Genomic DNA, 15,612 nt, shown 5'->3' with positions numbered 1-15,612 from the left:
GGGCGCCGGACCTGCGACGACCCGGCGACGCGACCGCTCAGCGGCGACGCAGCCGCGACACGTCGCGCACCGCACCCCGGTCCGCCGACGTCGCCATCGCCGCGTACGCCTGCAGCGCCGGGGACACGTACCGGTCGCGGTCCAGCGGCTGCCACGGGTTCTCCGAGGCCTCCATCTTGGCGCGCCGCACCGCGAGCACCTCCTCGGGCACGTTGACCCGGATGAGGCGGGTCTCGACGTCGATCTCGATCTCGTCGCCGTCCTCGATGAGCCCGATCGTGCCGCCGGCCGCGGCCTCGGGTGAGATGTGCCCCACGGAGATGCCGCTCGACCCGCCGGAGAACCGCCCGTCCGTGATGAGCGCGCACACCTTGCCGAGGCCGCGCCCCTTGATGAACGACGTCGGGTAGAGCATCTCCTGCATGCCGGGTCCGCCGGCAGGGCCCTCGTAGCGGACGACGACCACGTGGCCGGGCTGTACCTGCTTGGTGAGGATCTTCTCGACGGCCTCGTCCTGCGACTCGCAGACCAGCGCGCGCCCGACGAAGTGGAAGACGTCCGGGTCGATGCCGGCGGTCTTGAGCACCGCACCGTCCTCGGCCAGGTTCCCGCGCAGGACCGCGAGTCCGCCCTCGACGGTGTAGGCGTGCGCCAGGTCGCGGATGCAGCCGTTCGCCGCGTCGGTGTCGAGGTGGTCCCAGCGGTTGGTCGTCGAGAACGCCTGCGTGGTGCGCACACCCCCGGGCGCGGCGTGGAACAGCTCGACCGCCTTGTCCGTGGCCCGACCGCCTCGGACGTCCCAGTCGTCGAGCCAGGCGCGCAGCGTCGGGGTGTGCACCGACGTCACGTCGTGGTCGAGCAGCCCGGCCCGGTCCAGCTCGCCGAGCAGCGCCGGGATGCCGCCGGCGCGGTGCACGTCCTCCATGTGGAAGCTCGGGTGGTTGGGCGCGACCTTCGACAGGCACGGCACGCGGCGGCTGAGCGCCTCGATGTCGGTGAGGTCGAAGTCGACCTCCCCCTCCTGGGCCGCGGCGAGGATGTGCAGCACGGTGTTCGTCGAGCCGCCCATCGCGACGTCGAGCGTCATGGCGTTGGCGAACGCCGCCTTCGTGGCGATCCCACGCGGGGCGGCCGAGTCGTCCTCGTCCTCGTAGTACCGGCGGGCGAGGTCGACGACGGTGCGGCCGGCCTCGAGGAACAGCTCCCGGCGGGCCGCGTGCGTCGCGAGGGTCGAGCCGTTGCCTGGCAGCGACAGGCCGAGCGCCTCCGTCAGGCAGTTCATCGAGTTCGCCGTGAACATGCCCGAGCACGACCCACAGGTGGGGCAGGCCGACTCCTCGACGGCCGCCAGCGCCTCGTCCGAGACGTTGTCGTCCGCCGAGTAGTTGATCGCGTTGATGAGGTTGAGCGGGGTCGACGCGACACCGTCCGCGACGACCGCCTTGCCGGCCTCCATCGGGCCGCCGGAGACGAACACGACGGGGATGTTGAGCCGCAACGCCGCGTTGAGCATGCCGGGCGTGATCTTGTCGCAGTTCGAGATGCACACGAGGGCGTCCGCGCAGTGCGCGTTGACCATGTACTCCACCGAGTCCGCGATGAGGTCCCGGCTGGGCAGCGAGTAGAGCATCCCGGCGTGGCCCATCGCGATGCCGTCGTCCACGGCGATCGTGTTGAACTCCTTGGACACGCCGCCCGCCTGACGGATCGCGGAGGCCACCAGGTCACCCATGTCCTTGAGGTGCACGTGGCCGGGCACGAACTGCGTGTACGAGTTCGCGATGGCGACGATCGGCTTGCCGAAGTCCTCCGACCCCATGCCCGTCGCGCGCCACAGCGCACGGGCGCCGGACATGTTGCGGCCATGGGTGGATGTCCGAGAGCGCAGGGGGCGGCTCATACCGGTCAGCTCCTTCGACGCACCTGAGCAGCCGCACCTCGCGGTCGCCGCGTCAGGCTATGTCCGCCGACGGGCGCGGACCGAGGGCGTCCGCCCCGTGGTCCACCGCGGGACGGACGCTCCCCGACGCACGCCGGGCGGGGACCGTCGGCTCGGCCGACGGTCCCCGCCCGGAGCGGAGGGGCTCAGTCCTGACGTCAGGCGCCGCCGGCTGCCGCCGTCATCGCGGCGACGATGTCCTGCGGCGTGCCCTGGCCCCCGAACATCGCACCGATGGCGTCGTTCATCGCCCCACCGATGCTGCCGCCGTAGGCGACGTCGAGCCAGACCTGCACGAAGGTGGCGCTGTTCCGGTACTGCAGCAGCGTCTGCATGTTGGGGTCCGAGACACCGGCCTCCGACCCGAGCGTCACCGGCAGGCCGGCGCCCGTCTCGGCATAGCGCTTCTGCACGTCCACGCTGGCGATGTACTTGAGCAGCTCGACGCACTCCGGCGGCGCGGAGTACGAGCACGAGAAGCCGTCACCGCCGCCGAGCGCCGCGGCCGGGTCCCCCAGACCGCCCTCGACGATCGGGAACGGGAACCAGCCGAGGTCCGCCCCGAGGCCGGCACCGCCGGTGAGGCTCTCCATGATCCCGGGCTCCCAGTGGCCCATGAGCTCCATCGCCGCGTTGCCGTTGGCCACGAGGCCGGCCGAGCTCGCCGACCCCAGCTGGGCGGGCGTGGCGAGGAAGTCCTGCTGGAACGGCTCGGTCGCCAGGAACGCGGCGAGGCGCTCCCCTGCCTGCGTGAAGCACGGGTCCTCGAACCGGAAGTCGACGCCCGCGTTCTTCATGGTGTCGGTGCTGCACTGGCGCACCGCGAAGTTGTACCAGTAGTGCGCGGCGGGCCAGGTGTCCTTGGCGCCGACGGCGATGGGCGTGATGCCCGCCTCCTTGAGCCTGGAGACGACCTCGTCGAGCTCCGTCATGGTCGTCGGCGTGGCCTCGATGCCGGCCTGGGCGAAGAGCGCCTTGTTGTACCAGAAGCCCTCGACACCCACGCTGTACGGCAGCCCGTAGGTCGCGCCGTCCACCTGCCAGCCGGCGGTCGACCCGCCGATGAGGCCGACCTCGTCCAGCACGTCGCGGCTGATGTCCTTGACCTTGCCGTCGGCCACCTGGGCCGCCAGCTCGCCGCCGCCCCACTGCTGGAACAGGTCCGGCGGGTCGGCGGACTGCAGCGCGACGGGGATCTGGTTCTTCTGGAGCTCTTCGTTCTGGACGGCGCTCACCTCGACGGTGACGTTGGGGTGCGACGCCTCGAACTCGCGCGCGACCGAGTCCCAGAAACCCTTGAGAGGCTCGCCCGTCCCGTTGTGCCACCACGTCAGAGTGACGTCTTCGTCAGGCGCGCTGGCCTCGTTGCCACCGCCGCCGCTGCAGGCAGCCAGCAGTGCGGTCGTGGTGGCGAGCGCCATCATCACGCTCATCCGGCGCTTCGTCGCCATCGGGGTCCCCTTGTTCGTCATCGTCTACGTGCTGATCAAGCCGGGAGTTTTGCAGCAGACGAGGCAAGGGTCAATCGTTATCGACAACGTTATCTATCGAAACACGGAATGCCCGGAGCACGATGTCGGGTTGCTCCGCAAGCATACCCAAAAGATGTCACTCGACCGGCGGAAGCAGCCATCGCACGGAGCGGGTGATCATCTGCCCGGCGGCCCGGGCAGGCACTCCGCCGAACGGGGGACGCGGCCGCAGACCGAGCTCCGCCCGAGCCCACACCGGGAGCGTCGCCGACGCTCCGGCAGCCAGGCCGGCGTACGCGGGGCGCAGGGCGAGCGGCAGGGGCGGCGTCCGCAGCAGGAAGTCGACCGTCTCGCGCGAGGCGTCCGTCGATCGCAGCTCCGGCCGGTACGAGCGCAGCACCGCGCCGACGTCCGCGATCGTCAGCGGCGGATCGACGACGCCGAGCCCGCGTGCGACGACCGCCGACTGCGCCACGTACTCGTCGTAGCCGGCCCCGTCGAGCGGCCGCAGGCCGAACGTGCGGTGCGCGGTCACGAAGCTGTCGACACCCGCGGCGTGGATCCACGCGAGCAGGTGCGGGTCGTCGGCCGAGAAGGGGACCCCGTCGGGTGTCACGCCGCGGACGTAGCCGTGCACCCGTCGGACGTGCTGCACGGCCGCCTCGGCGTCGTCAGCCGTGCCGAACGCCGTCATCGCGAGGAACGTGCTCGTCCGGGCCAGCCGACCCCACGGGTCCTCGCGGAAGTCCGAGAACGACGCGACGGCGGCCATCGCGACGGGGTGCAGCGCCTGCAGGAGCAGGGCGCGCAGGCCGCCGACGAACATCGAGGCGTCGCCGTGCACCACCTGGACGGCCGAGCCCGGCGGGAACCACCGCGGGCCGGGCGAGTGGTGGATGCGGTCACGCGTCGAGAAACCGTCCGGCCCCGACACCCGGATGAACAACGCCTCGCCCGCCCGGCGGCGCAGGGGTCCACGGGGGTGCGCCGGCTCGGTCGTGGCCCCGCGCGCGTGCGGTGTGGTCGTCATGCCTCGATGGTGCGCCCTCCGCGCCGGGCGACGCGCGCCGGAGACGCCGGCGGCGGCGCGTCGGGCGCCGTCGCGCCGCCCACACGGAGGCACCCGGCCACTCACCGGGCGACGCCGAGCACCCCCGGCGCACGCGGGCGCGACGGGCCCGGTCCCTCGCCGGCCGCCCGGCCGAGCGCACCCGTGACGGCGGAGGTAGCGTCGCCCGGTGCCCGTGGTTGCTGTGGTTCCGCCGAGACCTGCGTCTTGCGGACCACCCGGCGCTGCTGGCCGCGGTGGGCCAGGCGCGCGCGGCCGGCGACGAGGTCGTCGCCCTCTTCGTCGTCGACCCGGTGCTCTGGCGGAGCGCGGGCACTCCCCGCCTGGCCTACCTGGCCCGGTCGTTGCGGGCACTCGACGACGCGACAGGTGGACGGCTCGTCGTGCGCGGCGGCGCGCCGGAGCACGTCGTGCCCGCGCTGGTCCGCGAGGTGGGTGCGACGGCCGTGCACGTGACCGCGGCGACGGAGCCGTACGGGCGGCGGCGTGACGACGCGGTCGAGCGGGGCCTGGCCGTCCCGCTCGTCCGCACCGGCTCGCCGTACGCGGTCGCTCCCGGGCGGCTGCGCACGCAGGCGGGGACACCGTTCCAGGTGTTCACGCCGTTCCGCACGGCATGGCTCGACCACGGTTGGTCAGCACCCGCCCCCACCCCGCGCGACGTGCCGTGGGCGTCCGTCCGGTCGGACGGCGCACCGGACGTCCCGGGGACGGACGTCGACCTGCCGGACGCCGGTGAGGATGCCGCCCGTCGCCGCTGGGCCCGCTTCCTGCGGGACGGGCTCGACGACTACCGCTGGGCGCGGGACCGGCCCGACCTGTCCGGGACATCGGCCGTCTCCCTGCACCTCAAGTACGGGGAGCTGCACCCGCGGACGCTGCTGGCCGACCTCGCCGGCGCCGCCGCCGATGCGGGGTCGGTCGCGACGTACCGCTCGGAGCTCGCCTGGCGGGAGTTCCACGCCGACGTGCTCTGGCACCACCCCGGCGGTGCGCACCGGTCGCTGCGCGACGTGGTGCCGGACGACGCGTGGGCCTCCGGTGCGCCCTCCGACGCGGCGTTCGCCGCGTGGGCCGACGGGCGGACCGGCTACCCGTTCGTCGACGCGGGCATGCGGCAGCTGCGCGCGACCGGGTGGATGCACAACCGCGTCCGGATGGTCGTCGCGTCCTTCCTGGTCAAGGACCTGCACGTGCGCTGGCAGCGCGGTGCGGAGCACTTCATGGCGTGGCTCGTGGACGGGGACGTGCCGCAGAACCAGCTCAACTGGCAGTGGGTCGCCGGCACCGGGCGGGACGCCGCACCGTACTTCCGGGTGTTCAACCCCGTCACGCAGGGCGAGCGGTTCGACCCGGACGGCGACTACGTGCGCCGGTGGGTGCCCGAGCTGCGCGGGATCGCCGGGGGCGCCGTGCACCAGCCCTGGCGGCTGGGCCTGGTGGCGCCCGACGACTACCCCGCGCCGATCGTCGACCATGCGACCGAGCGGAAGGTCGCGCTCGACGACTTCGGGCGACGCTAGGCCCCGCTGCCTCGAGCAGCCGCCGGGGACGGCGAGCCCGTCACGCCGAGCCCTTGGTCGCCCGGTACTCGTCCTCGAGCATCGCCATGTCGATCCCGTCGCACCACCCGTCGCCGTCGCGGTACGCGTCCCGGCGCCTGCCCTCGAACCGGAAACCGATGTTCTCGTACAGCGACGTCGCGCGGGCGTTGATCGACAGCACGTCGAGCTCCACCCGATGCAGCCCCAGCCCGTCGAACGCGAACCCCAGCACCAGCTCGATCCCCTCGGTGCCGTACCCCCGGCCCCGGTAGGCGGGCCGCATGACGAGCCGCATGTTCGCCTTGCGCACCACCTCGTCGATGTCGTTGAGCACGATCTCGCCGCGCAGCTCGTCGGAGCCGTTCACCGTCACCGCGAAGTCGTAGCGCCCCTCGGCCGTCGCGCGGCTCTCGCACCAGGCGTCGATCTGCTCGCGGGTGAACGTCTCGGTGGTCCCGGTGAGCCGGCGCCCTTCGGGGTCCGCGAGCAGGTCCCACATCGCGTCGGCGTCGTCGGCGCGGATGGGACGCAGCACGAGCATCTCGCCCTGCAGGGTCGGCTTCTCCATCGGACCTCTCCCGTCCGGCGCCCGGGCCGGGGTGCCGCGTCCGATCGTAGGGACGTCGTGTGACGCCCGTGTTGCACCGCGCCGGTTCCGGCCGGGACCCGCCGGGGACCGTCGTGTGCAGGGCCGACGTCGTCGACGCCCGCGCCACACCCGGCGGCCTGCCGGCGGGACCGTGGATCAGCCCTGGGCGACACGCTCCAGCAGCAGCTCGCGGACCCGGCCCGGGTCGGCCTGGCCGCGGGTCGCCTTCATGACGGCACCGATGATCGCACCGACCGGGCCGAGGTTCCCCGAGCGGATCTTCTCCGCGATGTCCGGCTGGGCGGCCAGCGCGGCGTCGATGGCCTCGAGCAGCGGGCCGTCGTCGGACACGACCTCCAGTCCCCGGGCGACCACGACGGCGTCCGGGTCGCCCTCGCCCGCGAGCACGCCCTCGAGCACCTGCCGCGCGAGCTTGTCGTTGATCCGGCCGTCGTCGACGAGCTTCTGCAGCGCGGCGATCTGCGCGGGCGTGATCGGGAGCGCCTCGAGCTCGACCTCCTGCTGCTTCGCGGTGCGGGCCAGCTCGCCCATCCACCACTTGCGGGCGGCGGCCGGGCCGGCGCCTCCGGCGACCGTCGCCTCGATGAGCTCGACGGCACCGGCGTTGACGACGTCGCGCATCTCGGCGTCGGCGTAGCCCCACTCGCCCTGCAGCCGGCGGCGACGGGCCGCGGGCAGCTCGGGCAGGGTCGCACGGATCTCCTCGACCCACGCGCGGTCCGGCGCGATCGGCACGAGGTCCGGCTCCGGGAAGTACCGGTAGTCCTCGGCGTCGGACTTGATGCGGCCCGACGTGGTCGTGCCGGTGTCCTCGTGCCAGTGCCGGGTCTCCTGGACGATCGCGCCGCCCTCGTCGAGCACGCCCGCCTGCCTGCTGATCTCGTAACGGACCGCACGCTCGACCGAGCGGAAGGAGTTGACGTTCTTGGTCTCGGTCCGGGTGCCGAGCGCGTCCTGCGGCGTGTTCCGGAGCGAGACGTTGACGTCGGCGCGGACGTTGCCGCGCTCCATGCGCGCCTCCGAGACGCCCAGCGCCCGGAACAGGTCCCGCAACGTCTGCACGTAGGCGCGGGCGACCTCCGGTGCCCGCTCCCCCGCGCCCGTGATGGGACGGGTGACGATCTCGACGAGCGGGATGCCGGCACGGTTGTAGTCCACCAGCGAGTACTCGGCGCCGTGGATGCGCCCGGTCGAGCCGCCGACGTGCGTGTTCTTGCCGGCGTCCTCCTCCATGTGCGCGCGCTCGATCTCCACGCGGAAGATCGACCCGTCGTCGAGCTCGACGTCGACGTGGCCGTCGAACGCGATGGGCTCGTCGTACTGCGACGTCTGGAAGTTCTTCGGGACGTCCGGGTAGAAGTAGTTCTTCCGCGCGAACCGGCACGTCTCGGCGATCTGGCAGTTCAGCGCCAAACCGATGCGGATCGCGTACTCGACGGCCGTGCCGTTGACCACCGGGAGGGAGCCCGGCAGGCCCAGCGACACCGGCGTGACGGACGTGTTCGGCTCCTCGCCGAAGCCCGACGGCGCACCGTCGAACATCTTGGTGCGGGTGCCGAGCTCCACGTGGACCTCGATGCCGATGACCGGGTCGAACCGGGCGATCGCGTCGTCGTAGTCGACCAGCGTGCTCACCGTGCTCATCGGGCCACCTCCAGCTCGGGCGCCCGCGACAGCAGCGGACCGCCCCACGTGTTCTCCAGCAGCGCCTCCAGCGCGGCCCCCACCCGGTACAGCCGGTCGTCGGCCTTGGCCGGGGCGAGCACCTGGAACCCGACGGGCAGGCCGTCGTCCGACAGGCCGTTCGGCAGCGACAGACCCGGGACGCCCGCGAGGTTCGCGGGGATCGTCGCGACGTCGTTGAGGTACATGGCGAGCGGGTCGTCGAGCTTCTCGCCGAGCTTGAAGGCCGTGGTGGGCGCCGTCGGGGAGACCAGCACGTCGGCCTGCGTGAACGCGGCGTCGAAGTCGCGCTGGATCAGCGTCCGGACCTTCTGGGCCGAGCCGTAGTACGCGTCGTAGTAGCCCGCGGACAGCGCGTACGTGCCGAGGATGATCCGGCGCTTGACCTCGTCGCCGAAGCCCTGCCCGCGGGTCGCGCTCATCACACGCTCGGCCGTGGGGTTCTCCTCGGGGACCACGCGCAGGCCGAAGCGCATGCCGTCGAACTTCGCGAGGTTGCTCGACGCCTCGCTCGGCATGATCAGGTAGTACGCACCGAGCGCGTACTCGAAGTGCGGGCAGGAGACCTCGACGATCTCGGCGCCGGCGCCCTCCAGGACCGCGAGCGACTCCTGGAACCTCGCCAGCACGCCCGCCTGGTACCCCTCGCCCTGCAGCTCGCGGATGACACCCACCCGCACGCCCGTCAGGTCGCCCTTCGCGCCGTGGCGCGCTGCGGCGACGAGCCCCGGGAGCGGCTCCGCGATGGACGTGGAGTCGAGCGGGTCGTGGCCGCCGATGAGCTCGTGCAGCAGCGCCGAGTCGAGGACGGTGCGGGTCACCGGGCCGGCCTGGTCGAGCGACGACGCCATCGCGATGAGGCCGTACCGCGACACCGAGCCGTACGTGGGCTTCACGCCGACCGTGCCGGTCACCGCCCCCGGCTGGCGGATCGAGCCGCCGGTGTCCGTGCCGATGGCGAGCGGCGCCTCGTACGCCGCGACCGCCGCCGCGCTGCCGCCGCCGCTGCCGCCGGGGATGCGCGTGAGGTCCCACGGGTTGTGCGTGTTGCCGTACGCCGAGTGCTCGGTCGACGAGCCCATCGCGAACTCGTCCATGTTCGTCTTGCCGAGAATCGGCAGGCCCGCCGCCTTGATCCGCTCGACGAGCGTCGCATCGTACGGGGGCAGCCAGTTCTCGAGGATCTTCGAGCCGGCCGTCGTCGGCAGGCCCTTCGTCACCACGACGTCCTTGACGGCGATCGGGACGCCGGCCAGCGGGTGCAGCTCCTCGCCCGCTGCCCGTCGGGCGTCCACGTCGGCCGCGGCCGCGAGCGCCTCGTCGGCGCTGACGTGCAGGAAGGCGTGAACGGCACCGTCCACGGCGGCGATCCGGTCCAGGTGCGCCTGCGTCGCCTCGACGCTGGACACCTCCTTCGTCGCCAGCTTCTCGGCCAGCACGGCCGCGGAGACCCGCGTCAGGTCGCCGCTCACGCGTCCTCCCCCAAGATCTGCGGGACGAGGAACTTGCCGTCCTGGGACGCGGGGGCGGCGGCCAGGACCGCGTCGCGGTCCACGGGCGCCACCGGCACGTCGGCACGGAACACGTTGGTCAGCGGAAGGGGGTGGCTGGTGGCCGGCACGTCGGGCGTGGCGATCTCGCTCACGCGGGCGACCGACTCGACGATGACGTCGAGCTCGCCCGCCAGGCGGTCGATCTCCGCCGGCGTGAGGTCGATCCGTGCCAGGCCCGCCACGCGCGCGACCTCGTCGCGAGAGAGGGTGGACATGCCGAGGAGTCTAGACGGGGCACCCGGCCGCACCGGCAGCCCCAGGATCCGGTCAGCCGGCGCGCTCGACCGCCGCCGCGACCAACGAGAGCAGCGCAGCGGCGTACGCGTCGGGCGCGTTGTCCGCCGAGAACACCTGCTCCGGACGGCCCGGCCGCTCGACGAGCACCTGGTACGTGCCGTCGGTCGAACGAGCGAGGCTGCGGAACGTGGTGCCGAGCAGGTCCCGCAGCTGGTCCTCGCGGGGCAGCCAGATGGCGTCCTCCTGGGCGACGGAGTCGAGCGCCCACTCCGTCGTCCCGTTGAACCCCAGCACCGTGCCGGTCGGGTACGTCCGCGCCTCGATCGTCATCTCGCTGATGGTGAAGATCTCGCCGTCCATCTCCGGCTGCAGCACCGCGAACCGGTCGCCCGACGACGGGCGCCAGCGCAGGCCTGCGTTACGGAGAAGGAGTGCGAAGTCCAGGGAGATCATCGAGCCAGTATCACTCCCGACGAGCGCCGCGCGCCTGACGTGAGCCTGCCGTTCCCCGGGCGCCCGACGGTGCGTCGCCGCCGGCAGGCCGTCCGGAGCGCACCGGCCGCCGGCGCCTCGGCGTCCCGGGCGTCCGGTGCCTCCCGGCGTCCTGGCACCCCGCACAGATCGGCGACGTCAGGAGGAATGGTTCACTGTGCGCATGGACGAGCTCCTCAGGGTCGCGGCCAGGCCGACGGGCGCCGGGGAGATGTTCCAGCTCCTCCGGGACGGGCAGCCCCGCACCCGCTCCGACCTGGCCGTTCTGACGGGTCAGGCCCGCTCGACGATCGCCGCGCGCATGGACCTGCTGCTGTCCTCCGGGGTCGTCTCACCGGCCGGCGAGGCGAGCTCGACGGGGGGCCGGCCGCCGGCGAGGTTCGCCTTCAACCCGTCCGCCCGGGTGGTCCTCGCGGTCGACCTCGGCGCCACCCACTCGCGGCTCGCGCTCACGGACCTCGCGGGCACGGTGCTCGCCGAGCACCACGAGCCCATCGCGATCGCCGAAGGGCCGGTCCCGGTCCTGGACCGCGTCGTGGAGCTCGGCCTCGGGCTGCTCGCGACGGCCGGACGGCCGGAGAGCGACCTCGCCAGCGTGGGGGTCGGCCTGCCCGGGCCCGTCGAGCACTCGACCGGCCGGCCCATCAACCCGCCGATCATGCCCGGCTGGGACGACGCCGACGTGCCCGGCCTGCTGAACCGCAAGCTGCGCGTCCCGGTGCTCGTCGACAACGACGTCAACGTCATGGCCCTCGGCGAGCACACGTCGCAGTGGCCGGGGGTCGACCACCTCCTGTTCGTCAAGGTGGCCACCGGCATCGGCGCCGGCATCATCTCCGACGGCCGGATCCGCCGCGGCGCCCAGGGTGCGGCGGGCGACCTCGGCCACATCGCCGTGCACGGCGGGCCCGACCTGCCGTGCCGCTGCGGCAACACCGGCTGCCTCGAGGCCGTCGCGAGCGGGCCGGCGATCGCGAGCGCGCTAGGCGACGCGACGACCAGCGCGGACGTCGTCGCCCTCGTCCGCGCCGGCGACCTGGCGGCCTGCCGCGAGGTGCGCCAGGCCGGCCGGCACATCGGCGAGGTCCTCGCCGCCTGCGTGAGCATGCTCAACCCGTCGGTCATCGTCATGGGCGGCGTCGTGGCCGAGGCCGGCGAGCACCTCCTGGCCGGCATCCGGGAGGTCGTCGACCGCCGCTCCCTGCCGCTCGCGACCCAGCACCTGCGCATCGTGGCCTCACGCACCCAGGGCCGCGCGGGCGTGCTCGGAGCGTCCGCCATGGCGTCCGAGCACGTCCTGTCCGCCGCCGCCATCGACGCCCTGCTCACCTGACACCCGCTGCCGCCCGTCAGCGCTCCCGGTACAGGTACCGCTCGGAGGGCTGGAACCCGAGACCCGCGTACAGCGTCGCCGCGCCGGTGCTCTCGGCCTCGACCTGGAGGAACGCACGTCGCGCCCCTCTCCGGGCCCCCTCGTCGAGGGCGAGCACCGTGAGGTGACGGCCCAGGCCGCGGCGGCGGGCGCGCGGCGCGACGACCAGGCACGACAACGCCACCCAGTCCTCGGCGAACGCCGCCCGGACGACCCCGACAGGTCCGTCCGGGTCCGTGGCCAGGAGGTACACCGCAGGCGCTCCTCCGAGCACCACGCGGGCCATGGCCAGGGCCGTGCCGTCGTCGGACGCCGCGCCGGTCGCGTGCAGCCGGGCCTTCGATCCCGCCCAGAGCCCGAGCCAGGAGTCGTCGGGCCGGGCCGCGGACGACACCCGCACCGGTCCGGCGTCCGTGTGCACGTCGGCCGTGTGCAGGTCAGCGGCGCGCAGGTCAGCGGCGTGCAGGTCGGCCATGTGCACGTCGGCCCTGTGCGCGTCGGCCGTGTGCGGGTGGGCCGTGTGCGGGTCGGCCGTGTGCGGGTCGGCCGGTCGCCGTCCGAGGCGCTCGATCCCTCGTACCAGCACGTCGGCACGTGACACCGCCACATACCCACGCCGTTCGAGCCGGTCGTCCAGACCCGGGGTCGCCGCGCGGCACACCCGGAACACCGACGGCTGCCCGGCGTCGGCGTAGATCTCCTCGACACGGTCGATCGCGGCGTCGACGTCCGCCGGCACGCCGAGCGGCAGCACGCTGTTCGCCCGGCGGGTCATGCCGCCCGACAGGCCCACCCGCCAGCCGTCCACCTCCACCACGCGGGCGGGCGGCCACGTCGCAGCCTCGACCAGGGCGCCGGGAGCGTCGGGCGGCGTCCAGGTGTGCACCCGCAGGTGCACGACGACGTGGCCCCAGTCGCGCTCCGGGGCCGCGACGAACCCGAGCCGCCCGTAGAGCCGCCGCGCGGCCTCCATCGAGTCGAGCGTCGAGAGCACCACCCGACGGGCGCCGTGCGCGACCGCCTCGCGCAGCGCCGCCGCGACGAGCAGCTCCGCGATCCCCTGCCGCCGCGCCTCGGGTGCCACCGCGAGCATCCGGATCTCCAGCTCCCCGGGCTCGGCGACCTCCGCGTACGACGTGCCGTACGGCGCGAGCGTCACGGTGCCGACCACCACGAGGTCGTCGTGGTCGGCACCCGCGTCCGGCACGCGGGCGTTCGAGGCGTCACCCTCACCGGGCGGCAGCAGCGCGACGAGCAAGCACCCCTCGCGTGACCTCCGTTCGGCGTCCCGCAGCTCGTCCGCATACGCGTCGGTGGCGTCCACCAGGCGGTCCGCCAGGTAGGCCTCGGCGGTCAAGGCGCCCGCGTCGGCGACCTGGCGGCCGCGGGCCACCCGGACCACGGCACCCGCCACGTCAGGCCTCCCCGACGGCGGGCGCACGGTCCTCGGTGCCCTCGACCTCGCTCGCGTCGCCCACGCCTGCCGGCCCCTGCGCGAGCAGCCGCTCGAACCCTGCCTCGTCGAGGATCCGCAGGCCGAGCTCGCGTGCCTTGGTCTCCTTGGACCCGGCGTTCTCCCCGACCACCACGTAGTCGGTCTTCTTCGACACGCTCCCCGCCGACCTGCCCCCCCGGGCGAGGATCGCCTCCTTCGCCCCGTCGCGGCTGAACCGCTCGAGCCCACCGGTGACGACCACGGTGAGGCCCTCGAGCGTGCGCGGCGCCGACTCGTCGCGCTCCTCCTGCATCCGCACCCCGGCGGCGGCCCACTTCTCGACGATCGCCGCGTGCCACTTGTCGTCCTCGCCGGGCTGGTCGAACCAGGCCCGCACCGCTCCGGCGATGGTGGGCCCGACGCCCTCGGCCGCGGCGATCTCCGCCTCCGTGGCCTGCGCGACGGCCGGGACCGACCCGAAGTGCTGCGCGAGCGCTCGGGCGGCTGTCGGACCGACGTGCCGGACGGACAGCGCGACGAGCACCCGCCACAGCGCCGCCTGCTTCGCCTTCTCCAGGTTGGACAGGAGGGCGGTTCCGACCGCGTTGAGGTCGCCCGCCTCCCGGGCGACCCCGCCGACCTTCGAGCTGGTCGAGAGCGTGAACAGCGGCACCCGGCGCAGCTTGTCGGCGGTGAGGTCGAACAGGTCCCCCTCGTCGGTCACGACGTCCGCGGTGAGCAGCGCGCCGGCTGCCTCCCAGCCGAGCGCCTCGATGTCGAACGCCCCGCGCGACGCGACGTGGAAGAGCCGCTCACGCAGCTGGGAGGGACAGGACCGCTGGTTGGGGCAGCGGATGTCGACGTCGCCCTCCTTCGCGGGGGCCAGCGGCGTGCCGCACGACGGGCACTCGGTCGGCATCACGAACGCCCGCTCGGTACCGTCCCGCAGGTCCACGACGGGGCCGACGATCTCGGGGATCACGTCACCGGCCTTGCGCAGCACCACGGTGTCGCCGATGAGCACGCCCTTGCGCACCACCTCGCTGGCGTTGTGCAGCGTCGCCATCTCGACCGTCGACCCCGACACGAACACCGGCTCCATGACCCCGAACGGCGTCACGCGCCCGGTCCGCCCGACGTTGACCCGGATGTCGAGGAGCGTGGTGTTCACCTCCTCGGGCGGGTACTTGTACGCGATCGCCCAGCGCGGGGCCCGGCTCGTCGACCCGAGCCGACGCTGCAGCGCGATCTCGTCGACCTTCACCACGATGCCGTCGATCTCGTGCTCGACGTCGTGCCGGTGCTCGCCGTAGTACGCGATCATCTCCCGCACGCCGTCGAGCCCCTGGACGATCCGGGTGTGCCCCGACACGGGCACGCCCCACGACGCCAGCAGCTCGTAGACCTGCGACTGCCGCTCGATGCCCGTGCCCCGGCCGGCGCCCCACACGAGCGCGCCGATCCCGTGGGCGTACATCCGCAGGTCCCTCGACGCGGTGACGCGCGGGTCCTTCTGCCGCAGCGACCCCGCGGCCGCGTTGCGGGGGTTCGCGAACGGGCTCCTGCCCGCCTCGACCTGCGACGCGTTGAGCTCGGCGAAGGCCGTCACGGGCAGGAACACCTCGCCGCGGATCTCGATCCGCTCGGGGTGGGTGGCCGGGTCGCCCGCCAGCACGTCCGGGATCGTGGAGATGGTCCGGACGTTGAGCGTCACGTCCTCGCCCGTGCGCCCGTCTCCGCGGGTCGCGGCCCGCACGAGGCGGCCCTTCTCGTAGAGCAGCGCGATCGCGAGACCGTCGATCTTGAGCTCACAGAGGTAGTGCAGGGCGGCGTCGGTCTCCAGGTCCCGGTGCGCGCGCGCGGCCCAGGTGTCGACGTCCTCGTCCGAGAACGCGTTGTCCAGCGACAGCATGCGCTCCACGTGCGCGACGGCGGCGAACTCCGTCGAGAACGTGCCGCCGACCCGCTGGGTCGGTGAGTCCGGCGTCCGGAGGCCGGGGTGGGCGTCCTCGAGCGCCTGCAGCTCCCGCAGCCGCGCGTCGTACTCCGCGTCCGACGACGTGGGAGCGTCCCGGACGTAGTACGCGAACTGGTCGGCCTGGATCAGGTCGGCCAGCTCGGTCCAGCGGTGCCGCGCGTCCGCGGGGATCTCTTGGTCGGCGGAGGCCGTCACCTGCGCGGGCACGTCGTCGGTCACGCCCCCATC

Annotated in this window: 12 protein-coding genes; 2 read left to right on the top strand and 10 right to left on the bottom strand. The window is 73.4% G+C overall.

Annotated elements, in window-relative coordinates; all coding sequences use genetic code 11:
• Positions 1 to 37 precede the first annotated feature (37 nt).
• The 3 genes from ilvD to ACVW07_RS17330 form a co-directional block, all read right to left on the bottom strand.
• Positions 38 to 1,900: a dihydroxy-acid dehydratase gene (ilvD, locus tag ACVW07_RS17340; RefSeq protein WP_456820455.1), complete on the bottom strand. Its 1,863-nt coding sequence runs from the start codon at positions 1,898 to 1,900 to the stop codon at positions 38 to 40.
• Between the two features lie 197 nt (positions 1,901 to 2,097).
• Positions 2,098 to 3,411 (bottom strand): extracellular solute-binding protein, encoded by a 1,314-nt coding sequence (locus ACVW07_RS17335; protein ID WP_456820454.1) that lies wholly within the window; start codon positions 3,409 to 3,411, stop codon positions 2,098 to 2,100.
• Positions 3,412 to 3,547: 136 nt separating this feature from the next.
• Positions 3,548 to 4,441, bottom strand: a complete 894-nt coding sequence (locus ACVW07_RS17330; protein ID WP_456820453.1) for an oxygenase MpaB family protein — start codon at positions 4,439 to 4,441, stop codon at positions 3,548 to 3,550.
• 218 nt (positions 4,442 to 4,659) lie between these two features.
• Between ACVW07_RS17330 and ACVW07_RS17325 the strand changes: the two genes are divergently transcribed.
• Positions 4,660 to 6,003: a cryptochrome/photolyase family protein gene (locus tag ACVW07_RS17325; RefSeq protein ID WP_456820452.1), complete on the top strand. Its 1,344-nt coding sequence runs from the start codon at positions 4,660 to 4,662 to the stop codon at positions 6,001 to 6,003.
• 40 nt (positions 6,004 to 6,043) lie between these two features.
• Here ACVW07_RS17325 and ACVW07_RS17320 read toward each other — a convergent pair whose 3' ends face one another.
• The 5 genes from ACVW07_RS17320 to ACVW07_RS17300 form a co-directional block, all read right to left on the bottom strand.
• Entirely contained in the window at positions 6,044 to 6,592 is a 549-nt protein-coding gene (locus ACVW07_RS17320; RefSeq protein WP_456820451.1) for a GNAT family N-acetyltransferase, read from the bottom strand.
• 177 nt (positions 6,593 to 6,769) lie between these two features.
• Complete coding sequence (gene gatB / locus ACVW07_RS17315) at positions 6,770 to 8,278, bottom strand: Asp-tRNA(Asn)/Glu-tRNA(Gln) amidotransferase subunit GatB (RefSeq protein WP_456820450.1); 1,509 nt, start codon at positions 8,276 to 8,278, stop codon at positions 6,770 to 6,772.
• The gene (gene gatA / locus ACVW07_RS17310) at positions 8,275 to 9,789 is read right to left on the bottom strand and encodes an Asp-tRNA(Asn)/Glu-tRNA(Gln) amidotransferase subunit GatA (protein ID WP_456820449.1); all 1,515 of its coding nucleotides are present in this window, start codon (positions 9,787 to 9,789) and stop codon (positions 8,275 to 8,277) included. The genes gatB and gatA overlap by 4 nt, the downstream gene beginning before the upstream one ends.
• A complete protein-coding gene (gatC, locus tag ACVW07_RS17305) occupies positions 9,786 to 10,085 on the bottom strand; it encodes an Asp-tRNA(Asn)/Glu-tRNA(Gln) amidotransferase subunit GatC (RefSeq protein ID WP_203756998.1) in 300 nt (99 codons plus the stop codon). The genes gatA and gatC overlap by 4 nt, the downstream gene beginning before the upstream one ends.
• Before the next feature lie 52 nt (positions 10,086 to 10,137).
• Entirely contained in the window at positions 10,138 to 10,560 is a 423-nt protein-coding gene (locus ACVW07_RS17300; RefSeq protein ID WP_456820448.1) for a pilus assembly protein CpaE, read from the bottom strand.
• Positions 10,561 to 10,762: 202 nt separating this feature from the next.
• On the opposite strand from ACVW07_RS17300, the gene ACVW07_RS17295 reads away from it, so the two are divergent.
• The gene (locus ACVW07_RS17295; protein WP_456820447.1) at positions 10,763 to 11,932 is read left to right on the top strand and encodes an ROK family protein; all 1,170 of its coding nucleotides are present in this window, start codon (positions 10,763 to 10,765) and stop codon (positions 11,930 to 11,932) included.
• A gap of 16 nt (positions 11,933 to 11,948) precedes the next feature.
• Here the strand turns inward: ACVW07_RS17295 and ACVW07_RS17290 are convergent, their stop codons facing one another.
• Together ACVW07_RS17290 and ligA are read right to left on the bottom strand one after the other, a co-directional pair.
• Complete coding sequence (locus ACVW07_RS17290; RefSeq protein WP_456820446.1) at positions 11,949 to 13,385, bottom strand: GNAT family N-acetyltransferase; 1,437 nt, start codon at positions 13,383 to 13,385, stop codon at positions 11,949 to 11,951.
• A 1-nt stretch (position 13,386) separates the two neighbouring features.
• Entirely contained in the window at positions 13,387 to 15,603 is a 2,217-nt protein-coding gene (gene ligA / locus ACVW07_RS17285) for an NAD-dependent DNA ligase LigA (protein WP_456820445.1), read from the bottom strand.
• Positions 15,604 to 15,612: the final 9 nt, after the last annotated feature.

Source organism: Cellulomonas sp. URHB0016, assembly GCF_054057935.1.
This window is presented reverse-complemented; position numbering and strand designations above follow the sequence as displayed.

Coding starts and splice junctions, on each gene's coding strand:
- ilvD (WP_456820455.1), bottom strand. CDS start 1,900: ATGAGCCGCCCCCTGCGCTCTCGGACATCCACCCATGGCCGCAACATG.
- ACVW07_RS17335 (WP_456820454.1), bottom strand. CDS start 3,411: ATGACGAACAAGGGGACCCCGATGGCGACGAAGCGCCGGATGAGCGTG.
- ACVW07_RS17330 (WP_456820453.1), bottom strand. CDS start 4,441: ATGACGACCACACCGCACGCGCGCGGGGCCACGACCGAGCCGGCGCAC.
- ACVW07_RS17320 (WP_456820451.1), bottom strand. CDS start 6,592: ATGGAGAAGCCGACCCTGCAGGGCGAGATGCTCGTGCTGCGTCCCATC.
- gatB (WP_456820450.1), bottom strand. CDS start 8,278: ATGAGCACGGTGAGCACGCTGGTCGACTACGACGACGCGATCGCCCGG.
- gatC (WP_203756998.1), bottom strand. CDS start 10,085: ATGTCCACCCTCTCTCGCGACGAGGTCGCGCGCGTGGCGGGCCTGGCA.
- ACVW07_RS17300 (WP_456820448.1), bottom strand. CDS start 10,560: ATGATCTCCCTGGACTTCGCACTCCTTCTCCGTAACGCAGGCCTGCGC.
- ACVW07_RS17295 (WP_456820447.1), top strand. CDS start 10,763: ATGGACGAGCTCCTCAGGGTCGCGGCCAGGCCGACGGGCGCCGGGGAG.